A 26,729-nucleotide genomic window follows, 5' to 3' on the forward strand; every position below is an offset into this window, starting at 1 on the left:
GGGAGATACAGGATGACTGCCGCCGGCACTACGAACAATCTCGAATGGTACGATGGTGTGCCGCGATCGATAAAATCCTACAGCAAGTTTGGAATTGTCCTGGTCTTTGTTTGCTTTGGCGGCTTTGGAACATGGGCTGCAACCGCGCCGCTTGCAGCCGCTGTCATTGCGCCGGGCAGCTTCGTTGCCACCGGCAAAAACAAGGTCGTTCAGCACCTTGAAGGCGGCATCATCAAAGACCTCCTGGTCCGGGAAGGAGACCGCGTCCACGAGAACGATGATCTGGTCCGTCTGGACGAAACGGCTGCAAAGGCAAATTCCCAGCAATTGTTTTTGCGGCAGGCTCGTCTGGAAGCCATCCTGGCTCGTCTGCACGCGGTCGTTCGAGGCGAGGAACGATACCAGCCTCCCAAAATTATTCTCGATAACATGGGCAACCCGGAAATACGCGCGGTCAATGACAGTCAAGGCGATAACTTCGAAGCTGCGCACGCCAAATATGCCAACGAACTGCAAATGATGGAGCGCAATATTTCCGCGCTTGAGTTCCGGCGCATCGGCCGAACAGCTCAAATCGCTGCGACGCAGACCCAGGTAAAGCTGCTGAAGACCGAGTATTTGTCAAAATATTCTCTTTTCAAGAAAGGTTTGATGGCGAGGTCCGAGGTCAGTGTTCTTGAGCGGGCGGTCGCTGACGGCGAGGGCAATATTGCTCGCCTGGAAGCTGAAGTCATGGAAGTGAACGCCCAGATCGAGAAACTTCAAAAGGAGATCATCCAGACGAAGGATACCGAGAAACAGGCAGCTCTGGACGAAATTCAAAGTGCTGAGGCCGAGCTCGACACAGTGCGGGAGCAAACGCGTCAGGCCAAAAGCATATTGAACCGTACCCTGATCAAGGCACCGGTGTCAGGAACAATTATCCGGTTATATTATCATACGGCCGGCGGCGTTATTGAAAGTGGCAAGCCAATCGTTGAAATATTGCCTACCGGTGTCCCGCTCATTATCGAAGCACAGATACCCCGCATGCAGATTGATGAAGTCAAGGAAGGGCAGGAGGCCCATATCCGCCTCAGCGGACTTAATCAGCGCACAACACCGATCATCAATGGCCGTGTGGATTACGTGTCTGCCGACTCTATGGCTGACACATCAGCGGGTCAGAAGCAGGACATCTACATAGCCCGGATAAGTATACCGGCCGATGAACTTGCGCGAGTTCACGGCTTTACGCCTACACCGGGTATGCCTGCAGACATTCTCATTCAAACGCATGAGCGGACATTCTTTGAATATTTGGCCAAGCCGGTTATCGACAGTATGTCCCGAGCCTTCAGAGAGTCCTGATCACGGAGCAGGCGCAATTTGCCGCCCGATCCGGGCGGCATTTTTGTTGCTGATGTTTGCCGAAATTCGCGAGGTAACAACGGGAAAGACAGCGACGGCTGCCCCCCCCGCCAGTACGTAAAAAAGCATCCCCAAATCATAGACCGTGCTGACAAGAAACGCTGCAATCAGGCTCGCTCCGAGACCGGAGCCTATTGCCCGTACAATGTGACGCTCGACAGTTCCATTGCGCAGTACTGATCGACGAAACAGTGTCGACAGCGTGAAAGCGGCAAAGCACAAGAGGCCGGGCAGGCCGACATTGGAAAGCAGTACGAAAAGATAACTTGATGCCCGTGCACCACCGATGCCGACACCCAGACCGTAACTGTCAATGAAGTTTGACCAGGCCACCTCATTCCAGTGTCCACGCTCCCTGCCTGAATCGCTGTCAAGTTTGCCAAGCAAGCTTTCATCCAGAAACGAAGCTATTGCATCGACGAGAGTGGGGGACAGGACCGCAGCGAGAAGTATGACTGCAATGAGGCTCAGACCTCCTGCATATAGCAGCAGTGGCTTACGCATCTTTTCGCCATGCAAGACGGGCAGAATCGACTGAACCGTTAGCATGAGAAGGACGAAAATGAGTCCGACATAAGCAGTGCCCGACGTCGAAAGGGCCAGCAAAATCAAAAATGCCAGGGCAAATGTGCCGGATGTAAACGGCCGGACATGATCGAGATAGAGGCTTGCCGAGATAGCGAACAGGATAAGCGTAAAGCTGGCGAAGCTGGACGATTCCGGGAAAGTCCCCGAGATGCGTTTCAGGCCACCCATTTCTACATTGGTCATCAACGAGTAATTGGCCGTATGGATGAAGTCGAGAAAATCAATCGGGCCGGTGGCAAAGGTGATGAGATCTGCCAAAGCAAAAAGGACATTCAAGCCACATAGTATGAAAAAGGCACTCAGGAAATGCTGATAGGCATCTCGTGTTCGGAAATATGCAAAGGATGCAGCAAAACATGCAATGCCACCAAGCGCGTAGACTGTCTGCGTAATGTGCGTGCTTGAAAAACTTAGCGGATTAAGGGCAATTCGGCTAAGGCCTGCGGGCAGCCGCTGGACGACCATGGTTTCGGTAATACCCGCCATCAATCGTGGAAAGAATGCCGTTGCCACCAAGCCATAAATAATCAGGAGCAGAAGCCAGAATCCTGTGCTCGGATAAAGCAGACTGCTGACTGCTGGCGTCAGTCCTGTAACACGCAATATCCGCAAAGCAAAAAACACCATGAATGCGTTGGCAACCAGAATGGAAGCCCCACCCATTGCCGGCAGGGTTACAGCCGCCGCCGCACCGAACAGCGTCAGAATAACCATGCCGTACAGGGCATAACGGCGATGCATAAACTGGACCAGAATACCAAACAAAATGACGCAAACGCCGAAAACATTGGTTGCCATGATTTATTGCGCGCTCCCCAAGCTCTGACTTTCTTTCACCTGGTCCTGCCGGATAATGTCCTGAACCACCTTGAAGGCGGCCTTTGGTCTGCCGGAGCGCCAACCATTCTCGCCATCGCTATCAAGCCGGATAAGTCCCATATACGCCTCAAAATCCGGCGCCCAGTACGTCTCGTCCATCAACTCGTAGATGTGCGCTGCTTCGATTGGATAGAGTTTTCGCAGACGCTGAATGAGTTCCATCGTTCCCTTCAAACCTTCCGCCTGAGCAGCCTCGCTCTCGATACTGCCTTTGGGATGATTAAACTCGGTTATCCAGATAGGCTTGCCATATTCCGCCAGTGCCTTGAACGCCCATTCCGGATCCTGGCCATAAAGATGCCAGACGGAAATGTCCCATTCGATGCCACTTTGCTTCATTCGCTGGAAGGCACCGATATGACCCCACCCGGCGGTGCCCATAGCCGTACGATAATCGCCGCCGGCCTGTTTCATGCCGGCGTCGAGACCCTGCATCACCGCCGCAACCTTTTCCCAGCGGGGTCCATAATAATCAAGCGGATATAGCCCGCCTGCCGGACCCCAGTCACAGGGGTATTGTGTCCCGTCATCCCTCATTTCACATGGCTGAATGATTGCAAAGTTTTCAAGCTCGTTACCCAGCTCCCAGACTTTGATTTGGTCGCCCAGCATAATCACTGTTTCATATGCCAGCGTCCTGGAAGTGGCGTAAATCTCGTCAATCGTGGCAGCGTTCAGGTCAATCTTCGGCGTGAAGACAGGAAGCACTTCCACACCACCTGCATCGGCAAGATTCACAAGTTCTTTCAGCCTTGGGAGCTGTTCGATGGATTGTACGTCGACACGATACGACTGCATACCCAGAGTCTTCAAAGCAGCTACCTGTTCTTCTATCGTGACACCGTGATAAGACGCCAGTGGATGTCCGTTCACCCCCCAGATGAAGGCTTTATCAGCCGCTCTTGCAACGGGCATGACCAGGATCAAGACCGCTGACATGACTAACGCTGCAAGAAAGCCGTTCTGTGTCATCACGGTTCTTTCTTGCGCTAGTCGCCGTGAAAATCAGCTATGGGCGTTACGAATTGCGGCCCCAGGTGAAGGTAGCGCGTTGCTTTGCGTTTTGCGCGGATATCGCGCCAGACGCGGATCACCTGATCTTCGGTCAGGTTCGCCGAAGCTGCGGTAACCGTGGCAGACAATGACTCGTTCAAGCCATAAAGACACTGATCCATTTGATGATAGGGGAGCGCAAAGTAGAATTCTTCCTGCGTCTGAGCCAACTGGTAAGTATCCGTTGTCGGTGGACGTGCTGTTATCTCTTCAGGTACGCCCAGATAGGCAGCCAGTTGATAGACCTGTGATTTATAGAGATGCGCGATGGGCTTTAAATCAGCTGCACCATCACCATTCTTGACGAAAAAACCTTGATCATATTCCAGCAGGTTTGGTGTGCCGATCACTGCATAATTCATCCGGTCTGCGTGATAGTACTCAATCTGTTTGCGCGTTCGCTGTTTCATGTTCGTCGCGGCGACAATGCCAAGGTAGACGGAGCTCGGCATGCGCAATTTCTTCATTGTTCCATCAGGACTCTGCAGAACCAGAGACGAGATATTGTAACCTTCGGTTGCCAGAGCATTGGCTATAACGATTTTCGAAGCCCACCCTGATCCGAACTCGGGCTCTATCTGTCTGATGCAAGCGTCGCGGCGCTCATAGCATCCCATTGCCTCAAGAGATGGGCCGATGTCCTCGACGACGCTTTCCAAACCAAATGTATTCGCCACCAGTCTTCCCAATCGCAGACTGTCGGGGTCGGAGTCATTTTCCGGCATGAAAATGCAAAGTACATTCCCTGCACCGACTGCCCGTGCGGCAAGTGCAGCGCAAACACTCGAGTCGACGCCGCCTGACAGGCCGAGCACGAGACCGCGGCGTCGCAAAGTGTGACGAACTTGCTCCCGCATAGCCACTACGATCCGGTTTGTTTCAGCCTCTGGATCGATGCCAAGAGATATTTGAGACGCTTCTGCGATTGCAGGATTTGTGTGATTGTTCATGTCAGCTCTCCTGGGGCTCGGCAGCCAACCTGCGGCTCACCTTGCCAGTGTCTGTCTTGGGAAGACTTGCCCGAAACTCGACGGACTTCGGCACCATGAAGTCTTCAAGGTTTTTCGCGCAGTAGCGAATGATTTCCCGATCGGTCAAAGCCGGGTTGCTGAGCACGACTATTGCCCGTATGGCTTGACCCAAAACAGGATCGCTGACGCCGACCACGACAGCCTCGGCGATACCCTCGCATGCGTGCAGGACGGCTTCGACTTCCTTGGGGGCGACCTTCTCGCCACGCGTCTTGATGATGTCGTCTTTCCGGCCAACGAAATAGAGATAACCCTCCCGGTCCATCGAAAAAAGGTCGCCGGTGTAAAGTACCTTTTCCCAGGGATTGGGACCGGGTCGTAACATTCGCCCGGTCGCCTCGGCATCCTCCCAGTACCCCTGCATGACGTGGGGGCCCCGAATGACGAGCTCGCCGACCGTACCAGGTTCGACTGCCCGCCCCTCATCATCAACGACAAATGCTTCGGTATTGGGGATTGCAATGCCCACGGACCCCGGTCGATGCTCCAGTTGCTCCGGCGGCAGATAGGTGCAGCGCTTGCACTCCGTGAGACCATACATCGAGTAGAGTCGAACATTCGGGAAGAGCTCACGCAAACGCGCAATATGGGCGGGCGGCAACGCAGCTGCTGTATTGGTGACATAACGAAGATCCGGCAGGAAGCCCGGCTCCATGTCCCGCATCTGCAATATCAGTGCGGCCATGGTTGGCACCAACGGAAATCCTGTTACATGTTCACGCCGCATCACATCAAAAATTGCTTGCGGGAAACCAAAGGATGTTTCGAGAACCAGAGTGGCACCGCTGCGAATTGTCATGAAAAGCTGATAGAGTCCATAATCGAACGCGAGTGGTAATACATTGAGAATTATGTCGTCTTCGACATTCTGCACATAAGTGGTGATCGAAGCCGCCGCCGCCTCGATATTGCGGTGGCTCATCATCACGCCCTTGGGCCGTCCGGTCGAGCCGGAAGTATAGATCAGCATCGCAAGATCAACGTCGATGCCTCCATGAAGAACCGACGGCGGCGCAACCTGTAGCATCCGGGAAAAAGAATGCGTCCCGGGGTGGGAGGATTCATCACCGGCCCTGGCTACAACCAGTTCACAGGCCCTGTTCAATCCAATGGCTTCTACCGCGATTGCCGAGAGCTTTTCTTGCGTGATAATTGCTCGAGCGCGGCAATTTTCAACGATGTAAGCCAGCTTGTCTGCTTTTGTAGAGGCATTGATCGGACTGAAAACAGCTCCGGCCTTCAGGATCGCATAGATCGCTACGGTCGCTTCCCAGCAATTGTTCATGAAGACCAGAACACGATCCCCACGCGTAATACCTTGTGACCACAATGACGCTGCCAAACGATCTGAAAGATCGTCCAGTTCGGCATAACTTAGCCGTTTATCTCCGGCGATGAGCACAGTTTTGTTGCCCAACCGTTTCGCCGTTTGACGGAGAATACTCTCGATCCGCATCACTCGCTCACTCTTTCCTGAGTTTATGCAACTGATTGCTGAAGAATGGTTTTGCTGGCCACGTAGCTTGCTATGCTTGAAATTGAATCGAGATTTGAAGGAACGATCTCTGAATCATGGACGCTGATCTGGAATGTATCTTCCAGATAGGTCACGAGTTCGAGCACACCGGTTGAATCTATGATGTCATTTTCTATGAGCGATGTTGCGTCATCAAGCGGATGACTTGTGTCACCAAAAAGGTAGTTTTCGATGATGAATGCCCTGATTTGTGTTTTTAGGTTTGATGTCATTTTCTTTTCCTCATTCTGCCGCAACAGCATGCTGCTGTGATTGCCTGTTGAACATTTGATGCCATAGTTGCGTGGATAGAATTCCCACGAACGCAGAGTCGTCGCGATATCCAGCCGGATTACCCCGTGCGCATTTTGCCAGCAGCTTTTCCACGGCGACCGGATTGAATAAACCTGTGTCGGAAACGGCACTCGCGCTCATGGATTCTTGCACATAGTCCGGTATTGCGCCTGCCATGAACGAACGGCTATCAGGTGCGCGGTAAGGTTGTTTCGGTCTTGCTGCAATAGTCTCGGGCACCAGATCGCGGACAGCGCGTTTCAGGATATGTTTTTCAGCAAGGCCCTTGAGCTTCATTCCGGTCGGAATGCGGGATGCAAATTCAACAAGACGATGATCCAGGAATGGAAACCGCCCCTCCAGCCCATGCGCCATGGCCATACGGTCACTCTGGCAGTTCAGTATATATCCCGGTAAGAGGAGGGATGTTTCCAGATACTGTGCCTGATGCAGTGGATGCCAACGACCATAATCCTTGGGAAGTCCGGATGCGAGATCGTCAGTCGCGTCATAACCTTTCAACGCAGCACGAAGTTCGGAAGAGAAAAACATCTTTGCCGCTGCGGTACCGCGGAACCTGGGACGGTGTGAATGAAGCGGATCACCGAGCTTATCAACGTCGGTACCGAAGAATGCGGCCAGATACTCCGGAGATTGCTGTTGCAGGCCGGTCAGATAAGGATAGAGCCTCCGAAAAAGGTGCGGGCGTATCCGCGAATTTGGCCGGGTTGCACAAAAGCGGCGAACCTTCGCCTCGCGGAAAATGTCGTAGCCTGCAAATATCTCATCAGCGCCTTCGCCGGTCAGAACGACTTTATAACCTTCGCTTTTTGCAAGGCGTGACAAGAGATAAAGAGGGGCAGGGGCTGTACGCAGGATCGGGCGCTCGGTATGTGCCACAACCGCGGGAAAGATGTTTGAAATGTCGCTTCCGCTGCAAGTCAGTGCCGAATGGTTGGTGCCCAACGCCTCAACCATCTGCATCTGAAACGCAGTCTCATCGTGCTCTGCGGACTCGAATCTGATTGAGAACGTACGCAGTCGATTGGGCACAATCTTTGCCGCGATTGCTGACACTGCGGAAGAGTCGAGCCCGCCAGACAGATATGATCCGACAGGGACGTCTGCCCGTAACCGTATGCGAGTAGCGTCAGTCAGAAGATGCAGAAGCTCTTCCTCAACCTCATTTTCGGAACGGTTTTGCGTTGTACCTTGCCCTTGTGGATATTGCAGTTGCCAATAGGGCGATGTGCGGGACCTCTGATCCTCGACCAACATCAGGTGCGCGGGTTGCAGTTCGAGGATATTCTTGAAGATCGTGCGGGGAGAAATAGGAGCCCAAAGGGTAAATAGCTGGTCAAGTGCGTATACATCGACTTCGGCTTCAATTCCTGGAACCGTCAGCAGAGATTTGGCTTCCGACGCGAAGAAGAGCACGCCATTTTGCCAGGTATAGAATAATGGCCGCACTCCCATACGATCACGCGCAAGCATCATCCGCCGACGCTTCTTGTCCCATATAGCGAATGCAAAATCGCCATTGAGTTTTGTGACGCAATCGGGCCCCATTTCTTCATAAAGATGAAGGATAACCTCAGTGTCACTCGATGTGCGGAAATGATGCCCCTGAGCAATCAGATCATCTCGTAACTCGATATAATTGAACACTTCACCATTATAACTGATGACAAGGTCACCGCTGGCACTTGTCATCGGCTGTTGACCGTCGCCCAGTCCAACAATGGAGAGCCGCATATGCCCCAGACCGGCATTCCGGTCTACATAGATGCCGTTTTCATCAGGACCGCGATGTGCGATTGCGCCGATCATCGGACCCAGTACCGAATGTCCGTCCTGAAATGCACCTTCTGAGGCGAAGTAGCCCGCAATTCCACACATAATTGCCCCCCATGACTGCGGCTGCGAGGTATATTCCCCGCTTGGGTGCAGTCATTGAAGGGTATAATATGGCCCCGTAGGGTCAATAAACAATTGGATTTAAAGGGTAGGGCAATACTAGCTATGCGCGCCGTTCTGCAGATATATTGATCCATTGTTGATCACACGAGGCGGATTGTATAGTAATAATGTGAAAGCAGACTTTTTCTGCTTGGAAAATAAAAAAATATTCTGAAAAAATGGCTGATATACGCCGAATTTATTATGACAAACCCATGATTGATTAATTGTCACCTATTCGCTGCTCCACGATAATGGCGCATAACAATAAGCAGTGGGGCGGAAAGAATGGGTGCAAAATCAGCGTGCACGATCAAGGGGATCGTTTGCAAGGCGATAGCAGCAATGTTCCTTTCGCTTGCCATTCTCTCATTGCCGGCCTACGCCAATGGCGACTACAAGCTCGCTCCTTACACCAGATTGCGGTTGACCGTCCTTGAATGGATTGCATCGCGGGGAGAGTACCGTGAGTGGACAGCGCTCAACGGTGAATATGTTGTCTCGGACAGCGGAACGGTTCTTCTGCCGCTCATCGGCACGATGGAAATATCTACCCTTGATGCTTCATCGGCAGCTGCCGAAATATCAAAGCGAATTCAGAAAGCTACCGGCTTGGTCACCATGCCGAATGTGGCAGTGCAGATCGTCGAATATCCGCCCATTTTTCTCGTCGGAAACGTCGAGCGTCCTGGCGAATACAGGTTCCGTCCGGGTCTCACGGTCTTGCAAGCTGTTGCTTTGGGAGGTGGCAGGTATCGCCCGCGGGAGGAAGCACGGACGGTCGAGCAAATTCAATATCTTGGAGAACTTCAGTCTGTTCACGGCGAAATGGTCCGAACTCTCGCCCGTCTGGCGCGCCTCAAGGCAGAGGTCGCCGGTACCGGAACGGTAGAATTTCCCCAAAGCCTTTCCGAGCTGGCTGACAGCGCCAGCGTGGAGGCAATCATCAGCGAAGAACGGGCTATTTTCGAGACGCAGTCCAATGGCCTGAAACGGCAACTTGCCAACCTTGATGAGTTGCGTGCACTCTTCGCCTCCGAGATTGAAGTGCTTCAGGAAAAGGTTACAGGCCAGGACAAACAGATCAAATTGATGGATGCCGAGCTTGCGACAGTCAAGCCACTTGTGGAGCGAGGTATCGCCACGACATCTCGCCAATCGGATCTGCAACGGATTATCACGACGTTGCAGGCCGACAGGCTTGATCAGGTTACCGCTATCATGCGTGCGCGGCAAAACATCAGTCAGGCCACCCGTGATGCCCAGAACCTGGTCAACCTGCGCCAGACGACTGCCACTACGGAACTTCAGACAGCGCAAGCGGCTTTGGATCAGCTCAAGATAAGGCAGGATACAGCCGAGCGGCTGCTTGTAGCAGCAGGATCCATATTGTCTGGCAAAATGAAGCCAGGTGAGAAACAGGAACCAGATCTGGTATTCACGATCACGAGAGCAACAACTGCCGAGCCAATCGAAATAGCTGCAAATGAAGATACAGTGTTGGTGCCGGGCGATGTTGTACGAGCTGCCCTCAACGTCAGGTTTTCACAGAGAACAGCGGCTGGCGATCAAGGGAAAAATGCTTCTGAAACCGGCAGTCCTGAACCCTTGACAACTCCGCCTGGCGCAGCGACTGCGCAAGTCAAAATAACCCAATAACAGTTTGTGGACATTAATATGGTCAGACAAAAACAATACTCCACAGAGCATGATGAGGCGCAGGGCGATGCCAATTTGATTGGTATGCGGGATATTGCCGGGTTCTTGCGACGTAACTGGCGCGTTGTCGGCGCTTCCATCATGGGTGCAGTTTTGATCGCCATCGCCTATCTGCTCGTCGCCGAGCCGGTTTTTACGGCGACAGCACGCATTGTCATTGATCCCGAGCAGGCAAGGATCGCTTCGCAAGATGCAGTCTCGGGAACGATCGTGATCGAAACGGGCGAGGTTGAAAGCCAGGTCGAGATTATCCGGTCTGAAGCTATCGCAAAGAGTGTTATCGAGCAGCTTTCCCTTACTGAGGATGCTGAGCTTCAGGACGGCGGCGGCGTTATTTCCAGACTTGCTTTTTGGCGACCTCACGATGACAAGGTGGTCGATCCGGAATTTGTCATGCGCAAGACGGTGGCAGGTTTTCTCGAGCGTTTGCGAGTATGGCGGGTAGGACAATCTTACGTACTTGATGTTGCCTATAATTCTACAGACCCGATTAAAGCAGCGGCGGTCGCCAATGCAACTGCTCTGGCTTACATCAAGGCTGGTCTGGATGCCAAATCATCAGCCGCTAAAAGTGGTGCCGGTTGGCTGGAGAGCAGGCTGGCAGAGATCAGCGGGCAAGCCAATGCGTCAGCACGTGCAGTAGAAGATTTCCGCAATCGGAACCAAATATCTCAGGCTGGTACAACTTCACTTGATGAACAACAATTGACAGAGGCCAACATCCAGCTCTCCAGGGCCAAGGCTGACACTGCGGCCGAAAGAGCGAAACTTGCAATGATCAACAAGTTCCTCCAATCGGAAACCTATGTTGATGGCTACGTTGACGAAGCGCTCCGAAATCCGCAGATCACAGCACTGCGTGAGCGGCTTAATACGGCCTCGACCCAATTTGACGAGCTCAAGGGTCGTTATGGTGAAAACGGTGCGGCTGTGCTGGCTGCACAGCAGGAAATCGACCGTCTTAAAGGCGAGGTGCGTCAGGAACTTGTGCGGATAGGCCAGGTTTATAAATCAAACGTGGAGGCTGCGGAACGTCGGGAGCAGTATGTAAATGATCAGTTACAGGCAACCATACAGTCCGGTCTAAGCAAGGGCATGGCACGCGTTCAGCTGGGTGAGCTTGAAAGTCGGGCAAATACGTATCGTCAGATGTATCAAAGTCTGATGCAGCAACTGATCAGCGCCCTGCAGCAAGAATCTTTCCCTGTCGGCGATTCCCGAATGGTGTCCGCAGCGGCTACTCCACTCGGCAAGACCTGGCCAAAAGGGTCTCTGGTAATTGCTCTGGCAGTTGTGTTGGGTGGTTTGGCCGGTCTTGGCTACTCTGCAATTCGTGAAGTGAGTGACCGAAGGATTAAAACAGAAAATCGGTTGCGTCGTGAGCTGGGTTTGAGCAGCCTGGGGGCATTGCCGTTTGTTTCGGCAAGAGCGATTTCAAAAGCTGCGCCACAGGACCAGTATCAATTGCTGAACTTTGTCCTTGATCATCCGAACCATCTGTTTTCAGATGCGGTCCGTAACACGAAGGCTTCACTGGATTTGATAATGCGCAGGCAAGGCGCAAAAGTCGTTGGCATTACGTCCGCATTGCCGGGAGAAGGCAAAACGACTGTCGCCAGTAATCTGGCGCAACTTTACGCAGCAACGGGTTCGAGAACGATGCTCATCGATACCTGTGCTGCCAACCCGACCCTTACCCGTTTATTCACCACGGTTACCCGATCCTGCGAAGCTATCGAATCCGACGTGGTTGTGGAACAGAAGCGTCGGATCGACCTGGCGGACAATCCAGGCCCCCTCAAGGCGCAAACTGTCAGAAAACTCAATGATGGAAGGATAAAAGAACCTTATCCTTCCGTCTCTGTCATTACACCGCCTGCCTTGATGGGCGTGGACGAGTTAACGCATAATTCGAGTCAGGAATATCGCTACCTCAATCTTCAGGCGCTGGAGAGCCATCTCGACAGATTGCGAGACCAGCACGATATCATCATTCTCGATTTGCCTGATCTGACGACGACTGCCGACGCACGGATAGTCAGTGTTATCGTTGACTGCGTAATTCTCACAGTAGGTGACCGGCAAAATGTGACCCTTGATGTACTTGCAGCAGCGATAGCAAGTTGCAGCGGTGTCAATTCGGAGGCAATGGGGGTTGTTTTCAATACCCCTCGTCCTCCACGCACTACCGCGCCACGAGCTTCGATTCCGCCGGCCGGCCGGATGGATATCTCCCGGATTGGCTCTGGAGGACGATTCTCCGGATTTGCGAATTCTTTGAAGTCGTTCCGATGGAGCAAGGCATGACGTCCAGGTCAGATCAACGGCTCAAAATTGCCGTCGGCATACCATCAACGGGGCGGGCAAACATACTTGCTGCCACAGTGCCTCTGATCGAAAAGCAGACCCGATTGCCTGATCAGATTGTCATCTGCACCCTCCGGACATCTGATATACCGGAAAGTTTCGGAGAGGAAATGAACATCCCGTTAATGTTGCTGCAATCGCCTGCGGGCCTGGCCAAACAACGTAACGACATCATCAGATCATTGGGCGACTTCGACCTTCTGTTGTTTCTCGATGACGATTTCTTGATGGCACCTGACTATATAGCCGAGGTTGAACAGCTGTTTCTTGAACATGACGATATCGTCATGTCAACTGGCAACGTTCTCGTTGATGGAATAGGAACCCCCGGAATTCAGGTAAGAGAAGGTACAACGCTTTTACAGGCGCTTTTGAAGGATCCAGCTTCACGCCCGGATATGTTGAAGGATATCTATAATGGATATGGCTGCAACATGACCTTGCGCCTTGACGTATTGCGGAACAATGACATTTGGTTCGATGAGAACCTTCCTCTCTATTGCTGGCTGGAAGATGTCGATTTAAGCCGACTGCTGGCCAGACATGGGCGTATCGTCAAGTCGAATAAGCAACGCGGAATACATCTTGGTGTAAAAAGCGGCCGGACATCCGGGATAAGGCTCGGCTATTCACAAATCGCCAACCCATATTACCTGGCTGGAAAAGGGACAATGGTCCGCTCCAGGGCCATGGCAGTGGCCACCAAAAATCTTATTGCCAACATTGTCGGCAGCATTGCTCCGGAAGCGTGGATAGATCGGAAAGGACGACTAAAGGGAAATGCGTTGGCTCTCTTCGATCTGCTCCGTGGAAGAATTTCGCCGTCAGGTGTGCTGGACGTGGAAAAGGCTGATTGATTTCCCGGCAGGTCATCACGCCGCTGCATGGTGCTTGCTGATATTGATCATGGTGATGACCGTCGGGCCGATCGCCTTGCGTCCGGCTACATGGCTTGGACCAGAGGTCGAACGATTTGCAGCTTTTCTGCTACTGGGTATTACATTCAGTCTGACCTACCCAAAGCGTCTGATTTTCGTAGCCACGATAATAATATTTGCGTGCGGACTTTTTGAGTATGCGCAGCACATCATGCCCTGCAGGCATGCAGATATGGGAAATTTCCTGGTCAAGATTGCAGGTGCAGCGACGGGCATGGCAGGAGCAAAATTGCTCCGCTAGTCGTCTGAATGTGGGTTCTGGAATTGTGCCGCGGAAGAAATTTGCGACAGATTTTTACAATTGAATGCCATTCCGGCATATCTCTGGGACATTCATTTTATAGGATATCGGACAGTTGAGGACCTGTCCAGGTTCCGAATGCTTGCGTTTACAAGCTACCGGCATGGGTCCGCGTTAATTCATTGAGCAGGAGACACCCAATGACAACCGGCAACAATGACCTTGAACCCGAATATGTAGCCAGGTGTACCGACGCCGTTGATAATCTCGGACGCAAATATATGGTAGGTATAATCTTTTTAAGCATGGTGGTTACGTCGCTCACCATGTCGGAACTTTAGGGAAATCAGTCCTCATCATATGCAGACATAACCGGTGCAGTCACCAAAACACAGATGCCAACTCCAGTTAAGGGCGATCTGATACCCGGCGTGTATCCCGCCTCAGCAGTCATCTGCAATACTCGAAAGCCTCTTGAGTATCGCAGTATCTGAAACCCAGGCTTGCCTGCAGAATAACGATATAAAATAATACCGGCGAAATTGCAGGTTGCATTTTCGCCGATATTATTTTGACCCTGCTCAATTACAGCTTTGGAAGGACAACGGCGGCGCGCAGCCCTGGATTATTTCCAGAAAGTTCGATATCGCCCCCATGATGACGAACAATAGCGCGTGCAATGGATAAACCCAGTCCGACTCCGCCAGTCTCGCGGTTTCGCGATCCTTCAAGCCTGTAGAACGGAGCAAAGACCTGCTCGATCTCTTCCTGCGGGATGCCCGGGCCTGAATCATTGACAATAATATCAACTGTCGCAGGCGTGAGTTGCAAGCGGACAAACGCCTCTCCGCCATATCGCACTGCGTTTTCAATCAAATTGCGTACGGCTCTGCGTAAACCATCAGGACGGCAACGATAGATGATTTTTATACCTTCTATGAATTCGACGCGATGTCCCAGTTCGACAAGATCGGAACAGAGGCTCTCGACCAAAGCGTTCAGATCAACGGGCCGCGTGTGCTCTACAGTGGCTTGGCCTTTTGCAAAGACCAAAGACGCTTCGGTCATTGCCTGAATCTCGTCGATGGTGCTCAACATTTTTTGTTGCAGTTCTTCGTCAGCTACAAACTCGGCACGAAGCCGTAACGTCGTCAGCGGTGTGCGCAGATCATGGCTGATTGCCGCCAGCATGCGGGTTCGGTCTTCAACGAAACGGCGAAGTCTCAGCTGCATACGGTTGAACGCTGCGCACATATTGCGAATATCATCAGGCCCCGTTTCAGGTAATATTGCGATAGTTTCACCCCGCCCCAGGGCTTCTGCCGATACAGACAACGCCCGCAACGGTTTTGCAATACGATTGGCAATAAATATGCCGATACCGGCGATAATCGTGATTGTGAGAACGATGGAGAGCAACGTTTGCGTTTTCCAGAAGTCCGGTACGATAGCCTTATAGGATGCCGCATTCAACCAGGTGCCATCTTTCAACCGGACAGCCATTCCGATGCCGTCATCGTTTGAAAACCGCAAATACCTGGCAGGCGTGGAAAGTGGCCAGGAACCGGCTGGAAGCGTACCCCATGCGCTGACACCACCGGCGGCCCGCGCCAGCTCCTTGCCACGCCACTCGCGTTCGAGAGAATGGCCTTCCACATCTTTGTCCTCATCGCGCTTGGAAAACAGGCTGATAAGATTAGGCAATGGTTCCTGAAGTTGCGCCGTCGCCTGTTTGAACCAGGCATTCGTATCTACCGGCTCGTCCGCTGAAATCCAAAAGCGGGCATAGCTCGTTGCACTGGCCAGGAGCACATCGCGGCGAAGATCTGTTGGTTGGGCATCTACAACCTGTGCCAGCGTCGCTGCACGGCTGAGGAACTCGCTCTGGATCGATTCTCTTAATGCGCGCTGCTTGTCGCTCCAGAAAATAGCAAAGCTTATTGCCTGCGCAGTAAAAAGCGCGATCAGCATGAAGGTAATAAACTGCCCCGCAAGGCTCGTTTTCCACCAGTTCATCATAGGAGTTCAACCTCTGATGAAAGACTGTAACCTCCACCCCAGTGAGTTTTTATCATTGATGGGTTCTTTGGGTCCGGCTCGATTTTCTTTCGCAGGCGGCTAACCTGATTATCAATGCTGCGATCAAACGGATCGGCTGCCCGCCCAACTGTAAGATCGAGAAGCTGGTCCCGGCTGAGGACGAGTCCGGGATGAGCGAGGAAGGCTTTCAGCAGACGGAACTCTGCTGTGCTGAGTGCGACACCCACACGATCGGCGCCTTGAAGTTCCCGGCGTCCCATGTCCAATTGCCAGCTTCCGAACCTGATTGTTTTGGCGGTAAGTTCGCCGCGTTGAGGCGGGAGGCTGGACACCCTGCGTAGAACGGCACGCACACGCGCCAGCAGCTCACGTGGATTGAAAGGCTTTGTAAGATAGTCGTCAGCACCCAGTTCCAATCCGATAATCCTGTCGGTGTCATCAGCCATTGCGGTCAGGAAAATTACAGGCACCTGGCTTGTAGTTCGCAATTGTCGGCAGACAGAAAGACCATCTTCGCCTGGCATCATGATATCGAGTATGATGAGATCCGGTGCGCCATGTTCCAGTATTCGCCTGAGAGCATTGCCGCTTCCGGCGACACTTATTCTATAACCGTGCTGTGCAAGATACTTGCCGACAAGATCGCGAATATCGCGATGGTCGTCTACAACAGCAATATGCGGCATCGATTGCATAATTAAACCTGACAGGATTCAAAACTTGCCCAAGTATATAGAGCATCTCTGAAATACAGCACTTGAAAAAGTGTATCAAAGTTTACCAGCCCGTCAGTGACATGGCGCGCCAGTCCGGGTTTGCGACAACTCGTTACAATTTTACTCCATGCTGGCACATCTGTGCGACAAGTTTCCCATAGCCTGGCACCCGTGCACAGATTTCGGCAACGTATCAACAATGCGTTGTCGGAGGTGGGGAGATCGTTCGCACATCGTGACTTGGATTCTTACAAGGGTGCTGATCTTGAACCTCACTGAACTCCCGTCGAACAAGACTGCCGTGCAATATTGGTCCTGGCAATCTGTTCTTCTTGCCGTCCCTCTGCTGACCCTGCTTGCAGCTTGCAGTCAGGAAAAAACCACGCCTCCTCCCGCCACCAGACCGGAAGTGAGCGCAGTCACCCTTGATCCGCAACCTGTCTCTGTCACGGCCGAACTGCCGGGAAGAACATCGGCAAGTGTTGTCGCCGAGGTCAGGCCGCAAGTCGGCGGGATAATTCGTAGCCGCAATTTTAGAGAGGGCAGCGATGTAAAACAGGGAGACGTGCTTTACGAGATCGATCCTTCATTCTATCAGGCAGCTTATGACAATGCGAACGCTGCACTCGAGCGTGCAAGGGGTGCTTTGCCTACGGCGAAAGCAAGGTTTGACCGGTATGCCAATCTCAACAAGACAAATGTAATCAGTCAGCAGGATCTCGACGATTCACAATCGACCTACGCGCAGGCGCAAGCAGATGTCGCTGCAGCAACCGCTGCACTCGAAACTGCCCGGATCAATCTCGATTATACGAAAATCCGGGCACCCATTGATGGACGGATAGACGCCTCTACGGTAACGGTCGGTGCACTTGTTACGGCAAGTCAGACTGCGGCCCTGGCAACCATACGCAAACTCGATCCGATCAATGTTGATGTCACGCAATCCAGTGTCAGCTTTCTGAGACTTCGCCATGCTGTCGACGAGGGCCGCCTGAAACGCGATGGAAGCAATATTTCGGTGAGCCTGACCCTTGAAGATGGTTCCATATACAAACAGTCCGGTACACTTGAGTTCTCCGAAGCGACCGTTGCCGAGTCTGTCGGTACAATAAATGTAAGAGCGACCTTCCCCAATCCTGACAGGCTTTTATTGCCGGGGATGTATGTCCGTGCGACCATTGAAGAAGGCGTTGCAGAGAATAGTTACCTCGTTCCCCAACGCGCGGTTACCCGCAATCCCAAGGGAGAAGCGATGGCAAAATTTGTTACTGCGGACGGAAAAGTCGAGGACAGGATACTGCCCGTGCAGCGTGCGATTGGCAATAATTGGCTGGTGAGCGAAGGCGTCAGGCAAGGTGATCGTGTGATCGTCGAGGGCAGTCAGAGTATCGCCCCCGGACAGGACGTTAATGTGAGCGTGGTGACGATTGACGATGCCACCGGCGATCTGCGTCAGGCAGCGCTGCCGAACGGGACGTCACCTGCCGAACTCGTCCGGGCTGACAAGAGCTCCGTTACTGCTGCAGTGGAATGAGTTCAGCACATGTCCCGCTTTTTCATTGACCGTCCCATTTTCGCCTGGGTTATCGCGATTGTCATCATGCTCGGTGGCTTGCTCTCGATCACGACGCTTTCAATCTCGCAATACCCGCAGATCGCACCCACGACCGTACGGATCACCGCCAATTATCCGGGCGCCGATGCGCAAACGGTCGAGAATTCGGTTACCAAGGTGGTCGAACAGGGCATGACCGGGATTGATAATCTCGATTACATGACCTCGACGTCAACCTCGACCGGTCAGGCTTCCACCACCCTGACTTTCACGAGTGCAGCCAATCCCGATGTGGCGCAGATGCAGGTTCAAAACAAACTGCAATTGATCACAGCGCAATTGCCGCAGATTGTTCAAAGCACGGGCATAACTGTTACGAAATCTACGTCCAGTTTCTTTATGATCATCGGGTTCGTCTCAAAAGACAACAAATTGAGCACGACTGATCTGGCCGATTATATTGATACGACACTGAACGACACTCTGAAGCGTGTTGCCGGTGTCGGAGACACGCAGATTTTCGGCGCAGGCTATGCCATGCGCATATGGGTGGATCCCGACAAACTGGCACAGTATCAGCTCAATATCAGCGATGTCACAGCAGCGATCCAGTCGCAAAACTCTCAGATTTCCGCCGGTGAGCTTGGCGGATTGCCTCAACAACGGGGGCAACAGCTTAATGCCACTGTTACTGCAAAAAGCCGCCTGCAAACGCCGGAGCAGTTCAGGAACATCATTCTGAAAAGCCAACAGGCTGGTGCCATTGTACGACTTGGCGATGTGGCCAGGGTTGAGCTGGGTGCCGAAAGCTATACGAGAACTGCTGTCTACAACGGTAACAACGCAGCAGGTCTTGGTATAAATCTCGCTACAGGCGCAAATGCAATCGAGACGGCGGAAGCAGTGCAATCGACAATTGCCGGCTTGCAGCAGACTCTTCCGTCAAACGTTGAGGTTGTGTACCCCTACGACACCACGCCCTTCGTGAAGCTATCGATCGAAGATGTCGTGAGAACTCTCGTCGAAGCCATAATACTTGTCTTCATTGTCATGTTTATTTTTCTGCAGAATATCCGTGCAACTCTTATTCCAACGTTGGCCGTACCTGTGGTTCTGCTCGGCACGTTCGGGGTTCTCTCGATATTCGGTTATTCCATAAACACACTGACCATGTTCGGAATGGTGTTGGCTATTGGCCTGCTGGTCGATGATGCCATTGTGGTGGTCGAGAATGTCGAGAGAGTCATGGAGGAAGAAGGGCTTTCTCCGCGGGAAGCTACGATCAAATCCATGACCGAAATTACCGGCGCCCTGGTTGGCATTGCGACGGTTCTTTCGGCGGTCTTTGTGCCCATGGCGTTCTTTTCCGGATCGGTCGGCGTAATCTACAGGCAGTTTTCGGTGACCATCGTTTCGGCAATGGTCCTGTCGGTTGTTGTTGCGCTGATACTCACTCCGGCACTTTGCGCGACCATTCTGCGCAAGCCGCAACACGCTACCGTCAGGAAGGGCTTCTTTGGCTGGTTCAATCGTAATTTTGATCGCAGCGTTAACAGATATGGTTCCGGCGTTGGTACAATACTCCGCCGCCCCTTTGCATTTCTCGCTGTGTTTCTGTTGATCGGCATCACGGCAGGTTGGCTGTTTAACCGGCTTCCCGGCTCGTTTCTCCCGGAAGAAGATCAGGGCCGATTGCTGACATCCATCCAGCTGCCACCGGGTGCAACAGCCGATCGCACCCAGGCAGTGCTTGATCAGGTTACAAATTACTATCTGACCAACGAAAAGGACTATGTCGAAGGCGTGTTCGGGACAGTTGGATTCAACTTCAGCGGTCAGGGACAAAATGTCGGCATGCTCTTCATCAACCTCAAGGACTTCAGCCTGCGTGAGAACGAGAATGCCACGGCACAAGCAATAGCCCGTCGTGCGATGGGTGCCTTCTCGAAAATCAAGGATGGGAGAGTTATCGCGCTTGCGCCACCCGCTATCCAGGGGTTTGGCAATTCCGCCGGTTTCGATCTGTTTGTCAAGGATGAACAGGGAGCGGGCCACGATGCCCTGATGCAGGCCCGCAACCGGCTTCTCGGCCTTGCAGGAAAGAGCCTGCTGTTGTCCGGGACCCGGCCGAACGGTCAGGAAGACACGCCGCAATATTCGGTCTCCGTAGATCAGGAAAAGGCAAGCGCATTCAATCTCAATCTGTCTGATGTTGATACGACGCTTTCCACAGCCTGGGGCGGAACCTACGTCAACGACTTCATTGATCGCGGGCGGATCAAACCTGTGTACGTGCAGGGCGATGAGAACTTCCGCATGCAGCCGGATGATTTTGATCGCTGGTTTGTCCGAAATTCCGATGGCGCGATGGTGCCGTTCTCGGCCTTTGCCAGCGGGTCATGGGTCTATGGATCGCCCCGGCTTGAACGCTACAACGGAGCTGCCGCCGTGCAGATCCAGGGCGCTGCTGCTCCGGGCATCAGTTCCGGTGATGCAATGAATGAAATTGACGCGCTTATGACACAGCTTCCCGCCGGTTTCACGCACGAGTGGACTTCTGTTTCCGCTCAGGAAAAACTTTCAGGCAGTCAGGCTACGGCCCTTTATGCCATATCGGTTCTGGTTGTTTTCCTGGCATTAGCAGCACTTTATGAAAGCTGGTCCATACCGCTTGCCGTTATGTTGTCGGTTCCCATAGGTATCTTTGGTGCATTGGCCGGAGCAACGATTTTTGGTCAGTCCAACGACGTATTCTTCAAGGTTGGATTGCTGACTACAATCGGTCTGTCCGCGAAGAATGCCATCTTGATTGTAGAATTCGCAATCGAACGGCAAAGGGCGGGACGAGATCTGGTGACCGCAACTCTGGAGGCAGCACGACAGCGTCTGCGACCCATTCTCATGACATCGTTTGCCTTTATTCTTGGCGTACTTCCCCTTGCTGTCGCAAGTGGAGCAGGTTCGAAAAGTCAGAACTCGATCGGTATAGCCGTGATGGGGGGAATGATTTCTGCCACCATACTTGGCGTGCTCTTCATTCCCTTGCTATTCGTGGCCACCCGAAAGGTATTCAAAGGTGGCCACGTTCCCGATTCATCACCGGTTAAAGTTTGATGGTTCTAGTGGTTTCGAATGACATTCAGGAAAATTGTGGCGATGTTGGCCAGGTGACCATCGCCGCCCTCGTGGTAGGCTTGGCGGCCTGCCGCAGCTATTGCATCGAACAGGCGATTTTCCTCGTCGGCCATTCTGGCAATTTCTGCAACTTGCTGTTCATTGTCTGCGGATGATCCGTATCGATTATCCAGATGGGCAACGAGCAGACGCTTCCGGTATTCTACATCATTGGTCATGGCGCTATAAAAACCCCATAAAAACCAGGTTTCGCCCGTTTGCATGTCCCTGTCGCTAATTTGGGCTCGCTGCCAGTCGTGAAGCTTTGCGCGTTGTGCATCAGCTGTCTGGCTTGCCAACTCATAAGCCTCACTGTCTGTCCTGCCGGGTTCCAATGTCATACCAACCTCCAACATAGCCGTACACTGCGTAGTCCTGAAGCATAACAATACGCACGCGTTCAGGACAACCCTGTGAACGCCAGATAAAATTACACGATAATGCAGTGTCAGTAACAGAGCTCAGCGTCTTCCGTTTTGAAACATGGGACCGCCGCGCCATGCGGGATAACCATAACCGTTGACAAGCACGAGATCGATGTCGGATGGACGCAAGGCAACACCCTCCGACAGTATCCTGTCGCCTTCACTGACGAGCCCGGCGATAATCCTTGCCATGATCTCGTCCGGCTCAAATGGGCGACGTACAATTTCCTTTTCAAGCGAGATGGACTCAATCATTTCCGTCACATCGGGATCTATGGATTTCTTGCCGCCACCATATCTGTAGTAGCCTTTCCCTGACTTGCGGCCGAAGCGCCCAGCTTCGCACAAGCGGTCGGCAACAGCTACATAGCGTGCGGCAGGATCCCGCTTGCCCGCGTCGCGCTTCCGCCGTGCCCAAGAGATGTCCAGCCCCGCGAGATCGGTAACTGCATAAGGTCCCATAGGAAAGCCGTAACCCTCGACCGCAGCATCTATCTCATGGGGTAAAGCGCCGTCTTCAAGCATGAAGTCGCATTGCTGCCGGTAAGCTGTAAACAAGCGATTGCCTATGAAACCTTCGCAGACACCGCTGACAACGCCAAGCTTGCCAAGGCGTTTCGTAACAGCCAGCCCTGATGCCAGAACATCTGGAGCAATGCCTTCAGTCCTGACCACTTCAACAAGACGCATCACATTGGCGGGCGAAAAAAAGTGGAGCCCAATGAACCGGCTCGGCTCTTTTATCACCGTAGCGATCGCACCGGGATCGAGATAGCTCGTGTTGGTAGCAAGGATGGTATCCGGCCGGACAATCGAGGAGAGTGAAGCGAACAGTTCCTGCTTCACAGAAAGATCATCGAAGACCGCTTCAAGAACCAGATCGCATCCGGCAAAAGCCGTTCGGTTAAAATGAAAACGCATGCGGGAAAGCCGTTCTTCCCGACCAGCCTCGTCAATCCGTCCGGATTTTACCATACGATCGCAAACTGCTTCGATCCGCTTGCGGCCCTCAATCAAGGACTGTTGGTCACGCTCCACCACCGTGACTTCATAGGACGAATCTGCAAAGGCGACGGCTATACCGGCGCCCATAAGCCCGGCACCGGCAATCCCGACACTCCGGACAGGGCGAGGCAAGACGCCCTCAAGTCCGTCAATCTTTGTGGCAAGGCGCTCCGCAGCAAACACATGGCGAAGGGCAAGGGCTTGTCTGGAGCTCACAAGCTCAAGGAATTTATCCCGTTCGAGTTTCAGGCCCTGCTCAAGTGGAACATCGCCAGCAAAGCGTACGGCACGTGCAGCTTCACTCGGCGAGGTCTGCCCGCGCGCCTTGCGATCAACCGAAGCAATCTGTGCCACTACCTCCTGCTGATCGAATTCACGCACTGGCAACCGTCCGGTCCTGCGTGGTTCTTTACCCGCAAGCATTTCTGCAAATTCCAGCGCATCCGCAATCAGGTCTTTTTGCGATATGCGGTCTATAAGTCCAAGATCGAGGGCCTGTGCCGCCGAAACGCGTTTGCCGGTTGCAACCATGTCGATTGCTTCAGGCATTCCAATCAGGCGGGGTAATCTCTGCGTGCCGCCGGCGCCGGGGATCAAGCCGAGTTTCACCTCGGGCAAACCGAGTTGAGCGTCATGCGCTGCAATCCGGGCATGGCTGGCGAGCGCAATCTCAAGTCCGCCCCCGAGGGCAGTTCCATGGATTGCTGCCACTACAGGCTTTGCAGAATCCTCGATAAGCTGGACAAGATCAGTCAGAAACGGAGGTCTCGGCGGCGTGCCGAACTCCTTTACATCCGCCCCAGCTACAAAAGTCTTGCCCTTACAGGCAATGACAATAGCGTGAATATCGAGGTCGGAATCTACATCAGTGAGCGCTGCCACCAATCCTTCGCGCACCGCATGTGAGGTTGCGTTTACCGGCGGGTTATCAATCCAGATAAGGGCAATATTACCTTTGCGATCCCAACTGACAGTCATGATCAATCCGGTACGACTGCGGTAGCCTGGATCTCGACCAGCGCCTCGTCCTCAACGAGGCCGGAAACCTGTACCACCGCCATGGCCGGGAAATGCCGCCCCATGGTGGCCTTGTAAGCAGCGCCTATTTCTTTCAAGGATGCGGAATACTGCTTCTTGTCGAGTACGTACCAGGTCATGGTAGTAACGTGCTCGGGGCCTGCACCTGCTTCACGAAGAATGGCAACGATATTCTCCAGCGTCTGCCGGATCTGGCCCGGCAAATCCTTCGCTTCGAACTTGCACTGACCATTCCAGCCGATCTGACCACCGACAAAGACCGTCCGGCCCCGGGCTTCCATTCCATTGGAATAACCGATTGGTCGGGCCCAGCCCTCCGGCTGCAAGGCCCGATGCGGCGTTGGCATATTTGTTATTTCCGCAGATTTGGTCATGCTCTTGCTGCTTCCGCTCAATTGGAGAATGCGGCAATGCCGGTAATGGCGCGGCCGATGATCAGGGCGTGAATATCGTGCGTACCTTCGTAGGTATTGACGACCTCTAGATTGACGAGATGCCTCGCAATCGGGAACTCGTCGGAAATGCCGTTGCCGCCCAGCATATCGCGGGCATTGCGCGCAATTTCCAATGCTTTGCCGCAGGAGTTGCGTTTCAGGATGGATGTCAGTTCGAACGGCGGGTGGCCTTTCATACGTCCGAGACGCAGGTAACCTTGCAGGCCAAGGGCAATCTCGGTTGCCATATCGGCCAGCTTCTTTTGAATCAGTTGATTGGCTGCGAGTGGCCGGCCGAATTGCTTGCGATCGATCACATAGTCGCGTGCGGTCTGGTAACAGGATTCTGCAGCGCCAAGTGCACCCCATGCGATACCGAACCGAGCCGAATTAAGACAGGTAAAGGGACCCTTCAGACCGGTGACATGAGGCAGCATGTTTACTTCCGGCACCAACACATCATCCATGACAATCTGCCCGGTTATGGAGGCGCGCAAGCCGACCTTGCCGTGGATGGCGGGAGCGGAAAGCCCTTTCCATCCTTTCTCCAGAATAAACCCGCGGATCAGCCCGTCCTCCGTCCTGGCCCAAACAACAAATACGTCAGCAATCGGCGAATTGGAGATCCATGTCTTGGAGCCATTCAGCACGTAGCCGCCATCGGTCCGGCGCGCACGGCTTGCCATGGAACCCGGATCCGAACCATGGTCCGGCTCGGTCAGGCCAAAGCAGCCTATTTTTGTTCCGGCGATCAGTCCGGGAAGATATTTATGCTTCTGTTCTTCACTGCCAAAAGTATGGATGGGTATTATGACCAGCGAGGACTGCACACTCATCATCGATCGATAGCCGCTGTCGATACGTTCGATCTCGCGTGCAATCAGGCCATAGGAAACGTAATTCAGCCCCGCACCGCCATACTCTTCAGGTATTGTCGGTCCCAGCAGGCCAAGTGCCCCCATTTCGGCGAATATGGACGGATCGGTTCTTTCGTGGCGGAAGGCTTCCTGTATGCGTGGCAGAAGCTTGTCTTCAGCATAGGCACGTGCACTATCACGCACCATCCGTTCTTCTTCGCTCAGTTGTGCATCCAGATTGAACGGGTCCTGCCAGTCGTAATATGCTTTGGAACCATGCATGTGATCATCCTGTCTTCTTGCCGGTATTCTTCATCAACTCGCGGCCAATGATGAGTTTTTGAACTTCGGTGGCACCCTCATAAATACGCAGCGCCCGGATCTCCCGGTAAAGCCGCTCCGTTATTTCACCGACGCGCACTCCACGCCCGCCAAAGAGTTGCAATGCCTGATCGATGACCCATTGAGCGTTTTCCGTTGCCGTCAGCTTGGCCATGGCCGCCTCGCTTGTTGTTGGAAGTTTCTGCACGTCTCGGCGCCACGCGGTGCGGTATGTAAGAAGGGCAGCAGAGTCGATTGCCGTTGCCATCTCTCCCAGTGTGCTCTGTGCCGTGGGAAGATCGGAAAGGGTGGCGCCAAACATCTTGCGACTTTTGGCATGAGCAACGGCCTCGTCAAATGCACGACGTGCAAATCCGATAGCGGCGGCAGCCACGGATGGACGGAAGATATCGAGCGTGCGCATGGCAATCTTGAACCCTTCGCCGGAGCTTCCCAGAAGCTGCGATGCAGGTATCCGGCAATTGTCGAAGCGAATGCGGGCCAACGGATGCGGTGCAATGGTTTCAATGCGTTCAACAATGGAAAAGCCGGGTGTATGGGCAAATACAACAAAAGCGGAAATGCCACGCGTGCCCGGTGCTTCGCCGCTGCGGGCAAAAACCGTGTAGACATCAGCAATCCCGCCATTCGAAATCCAGGTCTTTTCACCGTCGAGAACAAAATGGTCGCCATCGCGACGGGCAGCACAATCGAGGGCCGCAACATCCGATCCCGCATCCGGTTCTGACAAGGCGAAGGCTGATATCAGCCCACCCTGTGCAATCCTCGGCAGTATGCTTTGCTTCAACTCCTGCGAGCCAGCCAGGCTTATCGCGCCGGTTCCCAGTCCCTGCATGGCAAAAGCGAAGTCAGCCAGCCCATCGGCATAGGCCAGCGTCTCCCGTACAATGCACAAAGAACGGCTGTCAATCTCTTCCGAAAACCCACCGAATTCCTTTGGAACGCAATGACGCAATATTCCTGCTTCACCGAGTTTTTTAACCAGCGTCCGGCATGTCGTATCGGCATCGCCGTGGTCAATCTCCCCCAGTCCCCCGCTGGTCAGGAGGCCGTCAAGTATGGTTGCCAGCGCACGCGCACTCCCGTCGAAGAAAGGCCATTGAAGATGCTCGCGCGTCAAGGTTCCTGCCTGCTGCAAAGCCATA

At 53.3% G+C, this 26,729-nt stretch carries 20 protein-coding genes; 7 read left to right on the forward strand and 13 right to left on the reverse strand.

The genetic code is table 11. The features are described 5' to 3' along the window. Positions 1-12 precede the first annotated feature (12 nt). Complete coding sequence (locus ABKW30_RS22765) at positions 13-1,350, forward strand: HlyD family type I secretion periplasmic adaptor subunit (protein WP_348601221.1); 1,338 nt, start codon at positions 13-15, stop codon at positions 1,348-1,350. Here the strand turns inward: ABKW30_RS22765 and ABKW30_RS22770 are convergent, their stop codons facing one another. The 6 genes from ABKW30_RS22770 to asnB are packed head-to-tail and all read right to left on the reverse strand — an operon-like array spanning position 1,351 to position 8,670. After that, positions 1,351-2,796 (reverse strand): hypothetical protein, encoded by a 1,446-nt coding sequence (locus ABKW30_RS22770; RefSeq protein WP_348601222.1) that lies wholly within the window; start codon positions 2,794-2,796, stop codon positions 1,351-1,353. A gap of 3 nt (positions 2,797-2,799) precedes the next feature. Next, positions 2,800-3,849 (reverse strand): hypothetical protein, encoded by a 1,050-nt coding sequence (locus ABKW30_RS22775; protein WP_348601223.1) that lies wholly within the window; start codon positions 3,847-3,849, stop codon positions 2,800-2,802. Positions 3,850-3,866: 17 nt separating this feature from the next. After that, positions 3,867-4,880 carry an NAD(+) synthase gene (gene nadE, locus ABKW30_RS22780; protein ID WP_348601224.1) on the reverse strand — a complete coding sequence of 338 codons (1,014 nt, stop codon included), beginning with the start codon at positions 4,878-4,880 and terminating at the stop codon, positions 3,867-3,869. Position 4,881: 1 nt separating this feature from the next. After that, positions 4,882-6,417 (reverse strand): AMP-binding protein, encoded by a 1,536-nt coding sequence (locus ABKW30_RS22785; protein WP_348601343.1) that lies wholly within the window; start codon positions 6,415-6,417, stop codon positions 4,882-4,884. A 23-nt stretch (positions 6,418-6,440) separates the two neighbouring features. After that, the gene (locus tag ABKW30_RS22790; RefSeq protein WP_348601225.1) at positions 6,441-6,710 is read right to left on the reverse strand and encodes an acyl carrier protein; all 270 of its coding nucleotides are present in this window, start codon (positions 6,708-6,710) and stop codon (positions 6,441-6,443) included. A 10-nt stretch (positions 6,711-6,720) separates the two neighbouring features. Further along, a complete protein-coding gene (gene asnB, locus ABKW30_RS22795) occupies positions 6,721-8,670 on the reverse strand; it encodes an asparagine synthase (glutamine-hydrolyzing) (RefSeq protein WP_348601226.1) in 1,950 nt (649 codons plus the stop codon). 348 nt (positions 8,671-9,018) lie between these two features. Between asnB and ABKW30_RS22800 the strand changes: the two genes are divergently transcribed. The 4 genes from ABKW30_RS22800 to ABKW30_RS22815 are packed head-to-tail and all read left to right on the forward strand — an operon-like array spanning position 9,019 to position 13,995. Further along, a complete protein-coding gene (locus tag ABKW30_RS22800; RefSeq protein WP_348601227.1) occupies positions 9,019-10,389 on the forward strand; it encodes a polysaccharide biosynthesis/export family protein in 1,371 nt (456 codons plus the stop codon). Positions 10,390-10,407: 18 nt separating this feature from the next. Continuing rightward, positions 10,408-12,756, forward strand: a complete 2,349-nt coding sequence (locus ABKW30_RS22805) for an exopolysaccharide transport family protein (RefSeq protein WP_348601228.1) — start codon at positions 10,408-10,410, stop codon at positions 12,754-12,756. After that, positions 12,753-13,673 carry a glycosyltransferase family 2 protein gene (locus tag ABKW30_RS22810; RefSeq protein ID WP_348601229.1) on the forward strand — a complete coding sequence of 307 codons (921 nt, stop codon included), beginning with the start codon at positions 12,753-12,755 and terminating at the stop codon, positions 13,671-13,673. The genes ABKW30_RS22805 and ABKW30_RS22810 overlap by 4 nt, the downstream gene beginning before the upstream one ends. Before the next feature lie 49 nt (positions 13,674-13,722). Next, complete coding sequence (locus ABKW30_RS22815) at positions 13,723-13,995, forward strand: hypothetical protein (protein ID WP_348601230.1); 273 nt, start codon at positions 13,723-13,725, stop codon at positions 13,993-13,995. A gap of 585 nt (positions 13,996-14,580) precedes the next feature. Here the strand turns inward: ABKW30_RS22815 and ABKW30_RS22820 are convergent. Beyond that, on the reverse strand, positions 14,581-16,014 hold the full coding sequence (locus ABKW30_RS22820) for an ATP-binding protein (RefSeq protein WP_348601231.1): 1,434 nt from the start codon (positions 16,012-16,014) through the stop codon (positions 14,581-14,583). Next, complete coding sequence (locus ABKW30_RS22825) at positions 16,011-16,730, reverse strand: response regulator (RefSeq protein ID WP_348601232.1); 720 nt, start codon at positions 16,728-16,730, stop codon at positions 16,011-16,013. Before ABKW30_RS22825 ends, ABKW30_RS22820 begins: the two co-directional genes overlap by 4 nt. 322 nt (positions 16,731-17,052) lie before the next feature. Here ABKW30_RS22825 and ABKW30_RS22830 point away from each other — a divergent pair, with 322 nt between their 5' ends. Further along, positions 17,053-18,288: an efflux RND transporter periplasmic adaptor subunit gene (locus tag ABKW30_RS22830; RefSeq protein WP_348601344.1), complete on the forward strand. Its 1,236-nt coding sequence runs from the start codon at positions 17,053-17,055 to the stop codon at positions 18,286-18,288. A gap of 9 nt (positions 18,289-18,297) precedes the next feature. Next, positions 18,298-21,423, forward strand: a complete 3,126-nt coding sequence (locus ABKW30_RS22835) for an efflux RND transporter permease subunit (RefSeq protein WP_348601233.1) — start codon at positions 18,298-18,300, stop codon at positions 21,421-21,423. A 5-nt stretch (positions 21,424-21,428) separates the two neighbouring features. Here ABKW30_RS22835 and ABKW30_RS22840 read toward each other — a convergent pair whose 3' ends face one another. From ABKW30_RS22840 to ABKW30_RS22860, 5 genes are all read right to left on the reverse strand, one after another. Continuing rightward, positions 21,429-21,824, reverse strand: coding sequence for a hypothetical protein (locus tag ABKW30_RS22840; RefSeq protein WP_348601235.1), 396 nt, complete (start codon positions 21,822-21,824; stop codon positions 21,429-21,431). A 120-nt stretch (positions 21,825-21,944) separates the two neighbouring features. Continuing rightward, a complete protein-coding gene (locus tag ABKW30_RS22845) occupies positions 21,945-23,891 on the reverse strand; it encodes a 3-hydroxyacyl-CoA dehydrogenase NAD-binding domain-containing protein (protein WP_348601236.1) in 1,947 nt (648 codons plus the stop codon). 2 nt (positions 23,892-23,893) lie between these two features. Then, positions 23,894-24,325, reverse strand: coding sequence for a RidA family protein (locus tag ABKW30_RS22850; protein WP_348601237.1), 432 nt, complete (start codon positions 24,323-24,325; stop codon positions 23,894-23,896). A gap of 17 nt (positions 24,326-24,342) precedes the next feature. Continuing rightward, positions 24,343-25,524, reverse strand: coding sequence for an acyl-CoA dehydrogenase (locus ABKW30_RS22855; RefSeq protein WP_348601238.1), 1,182 nt, complete (start codon positions 25,522-25,524; stop codon positions 24,343-24,345). Between the two features lie 4 nt (positions 25,525-25,528). Then, positions 25,529-26,728: an acyl-CoA dehydrogenase family protein gene (locus tag ABKW30_RS22860; RefSeq protein ID WP_348601239.1), complete on the reverse strand. Its 1,200-nt coding sequence runs from the start codon at positions 26,726-26,728 to the stop codon at positions 25,529-25,531. Between the last annotated feature and the right edge of the window lies 1 nt (position 26,729).

The sequence above is a fragment of the Phyllobacterium sp. SB3 genome, assembly GCF_040009165.1.
GTDB lineage: Bacteria > Pseudomonadota > Alphaproteobacteria > Rhizobiales > Rhizobiaceae > Phyllobacterium.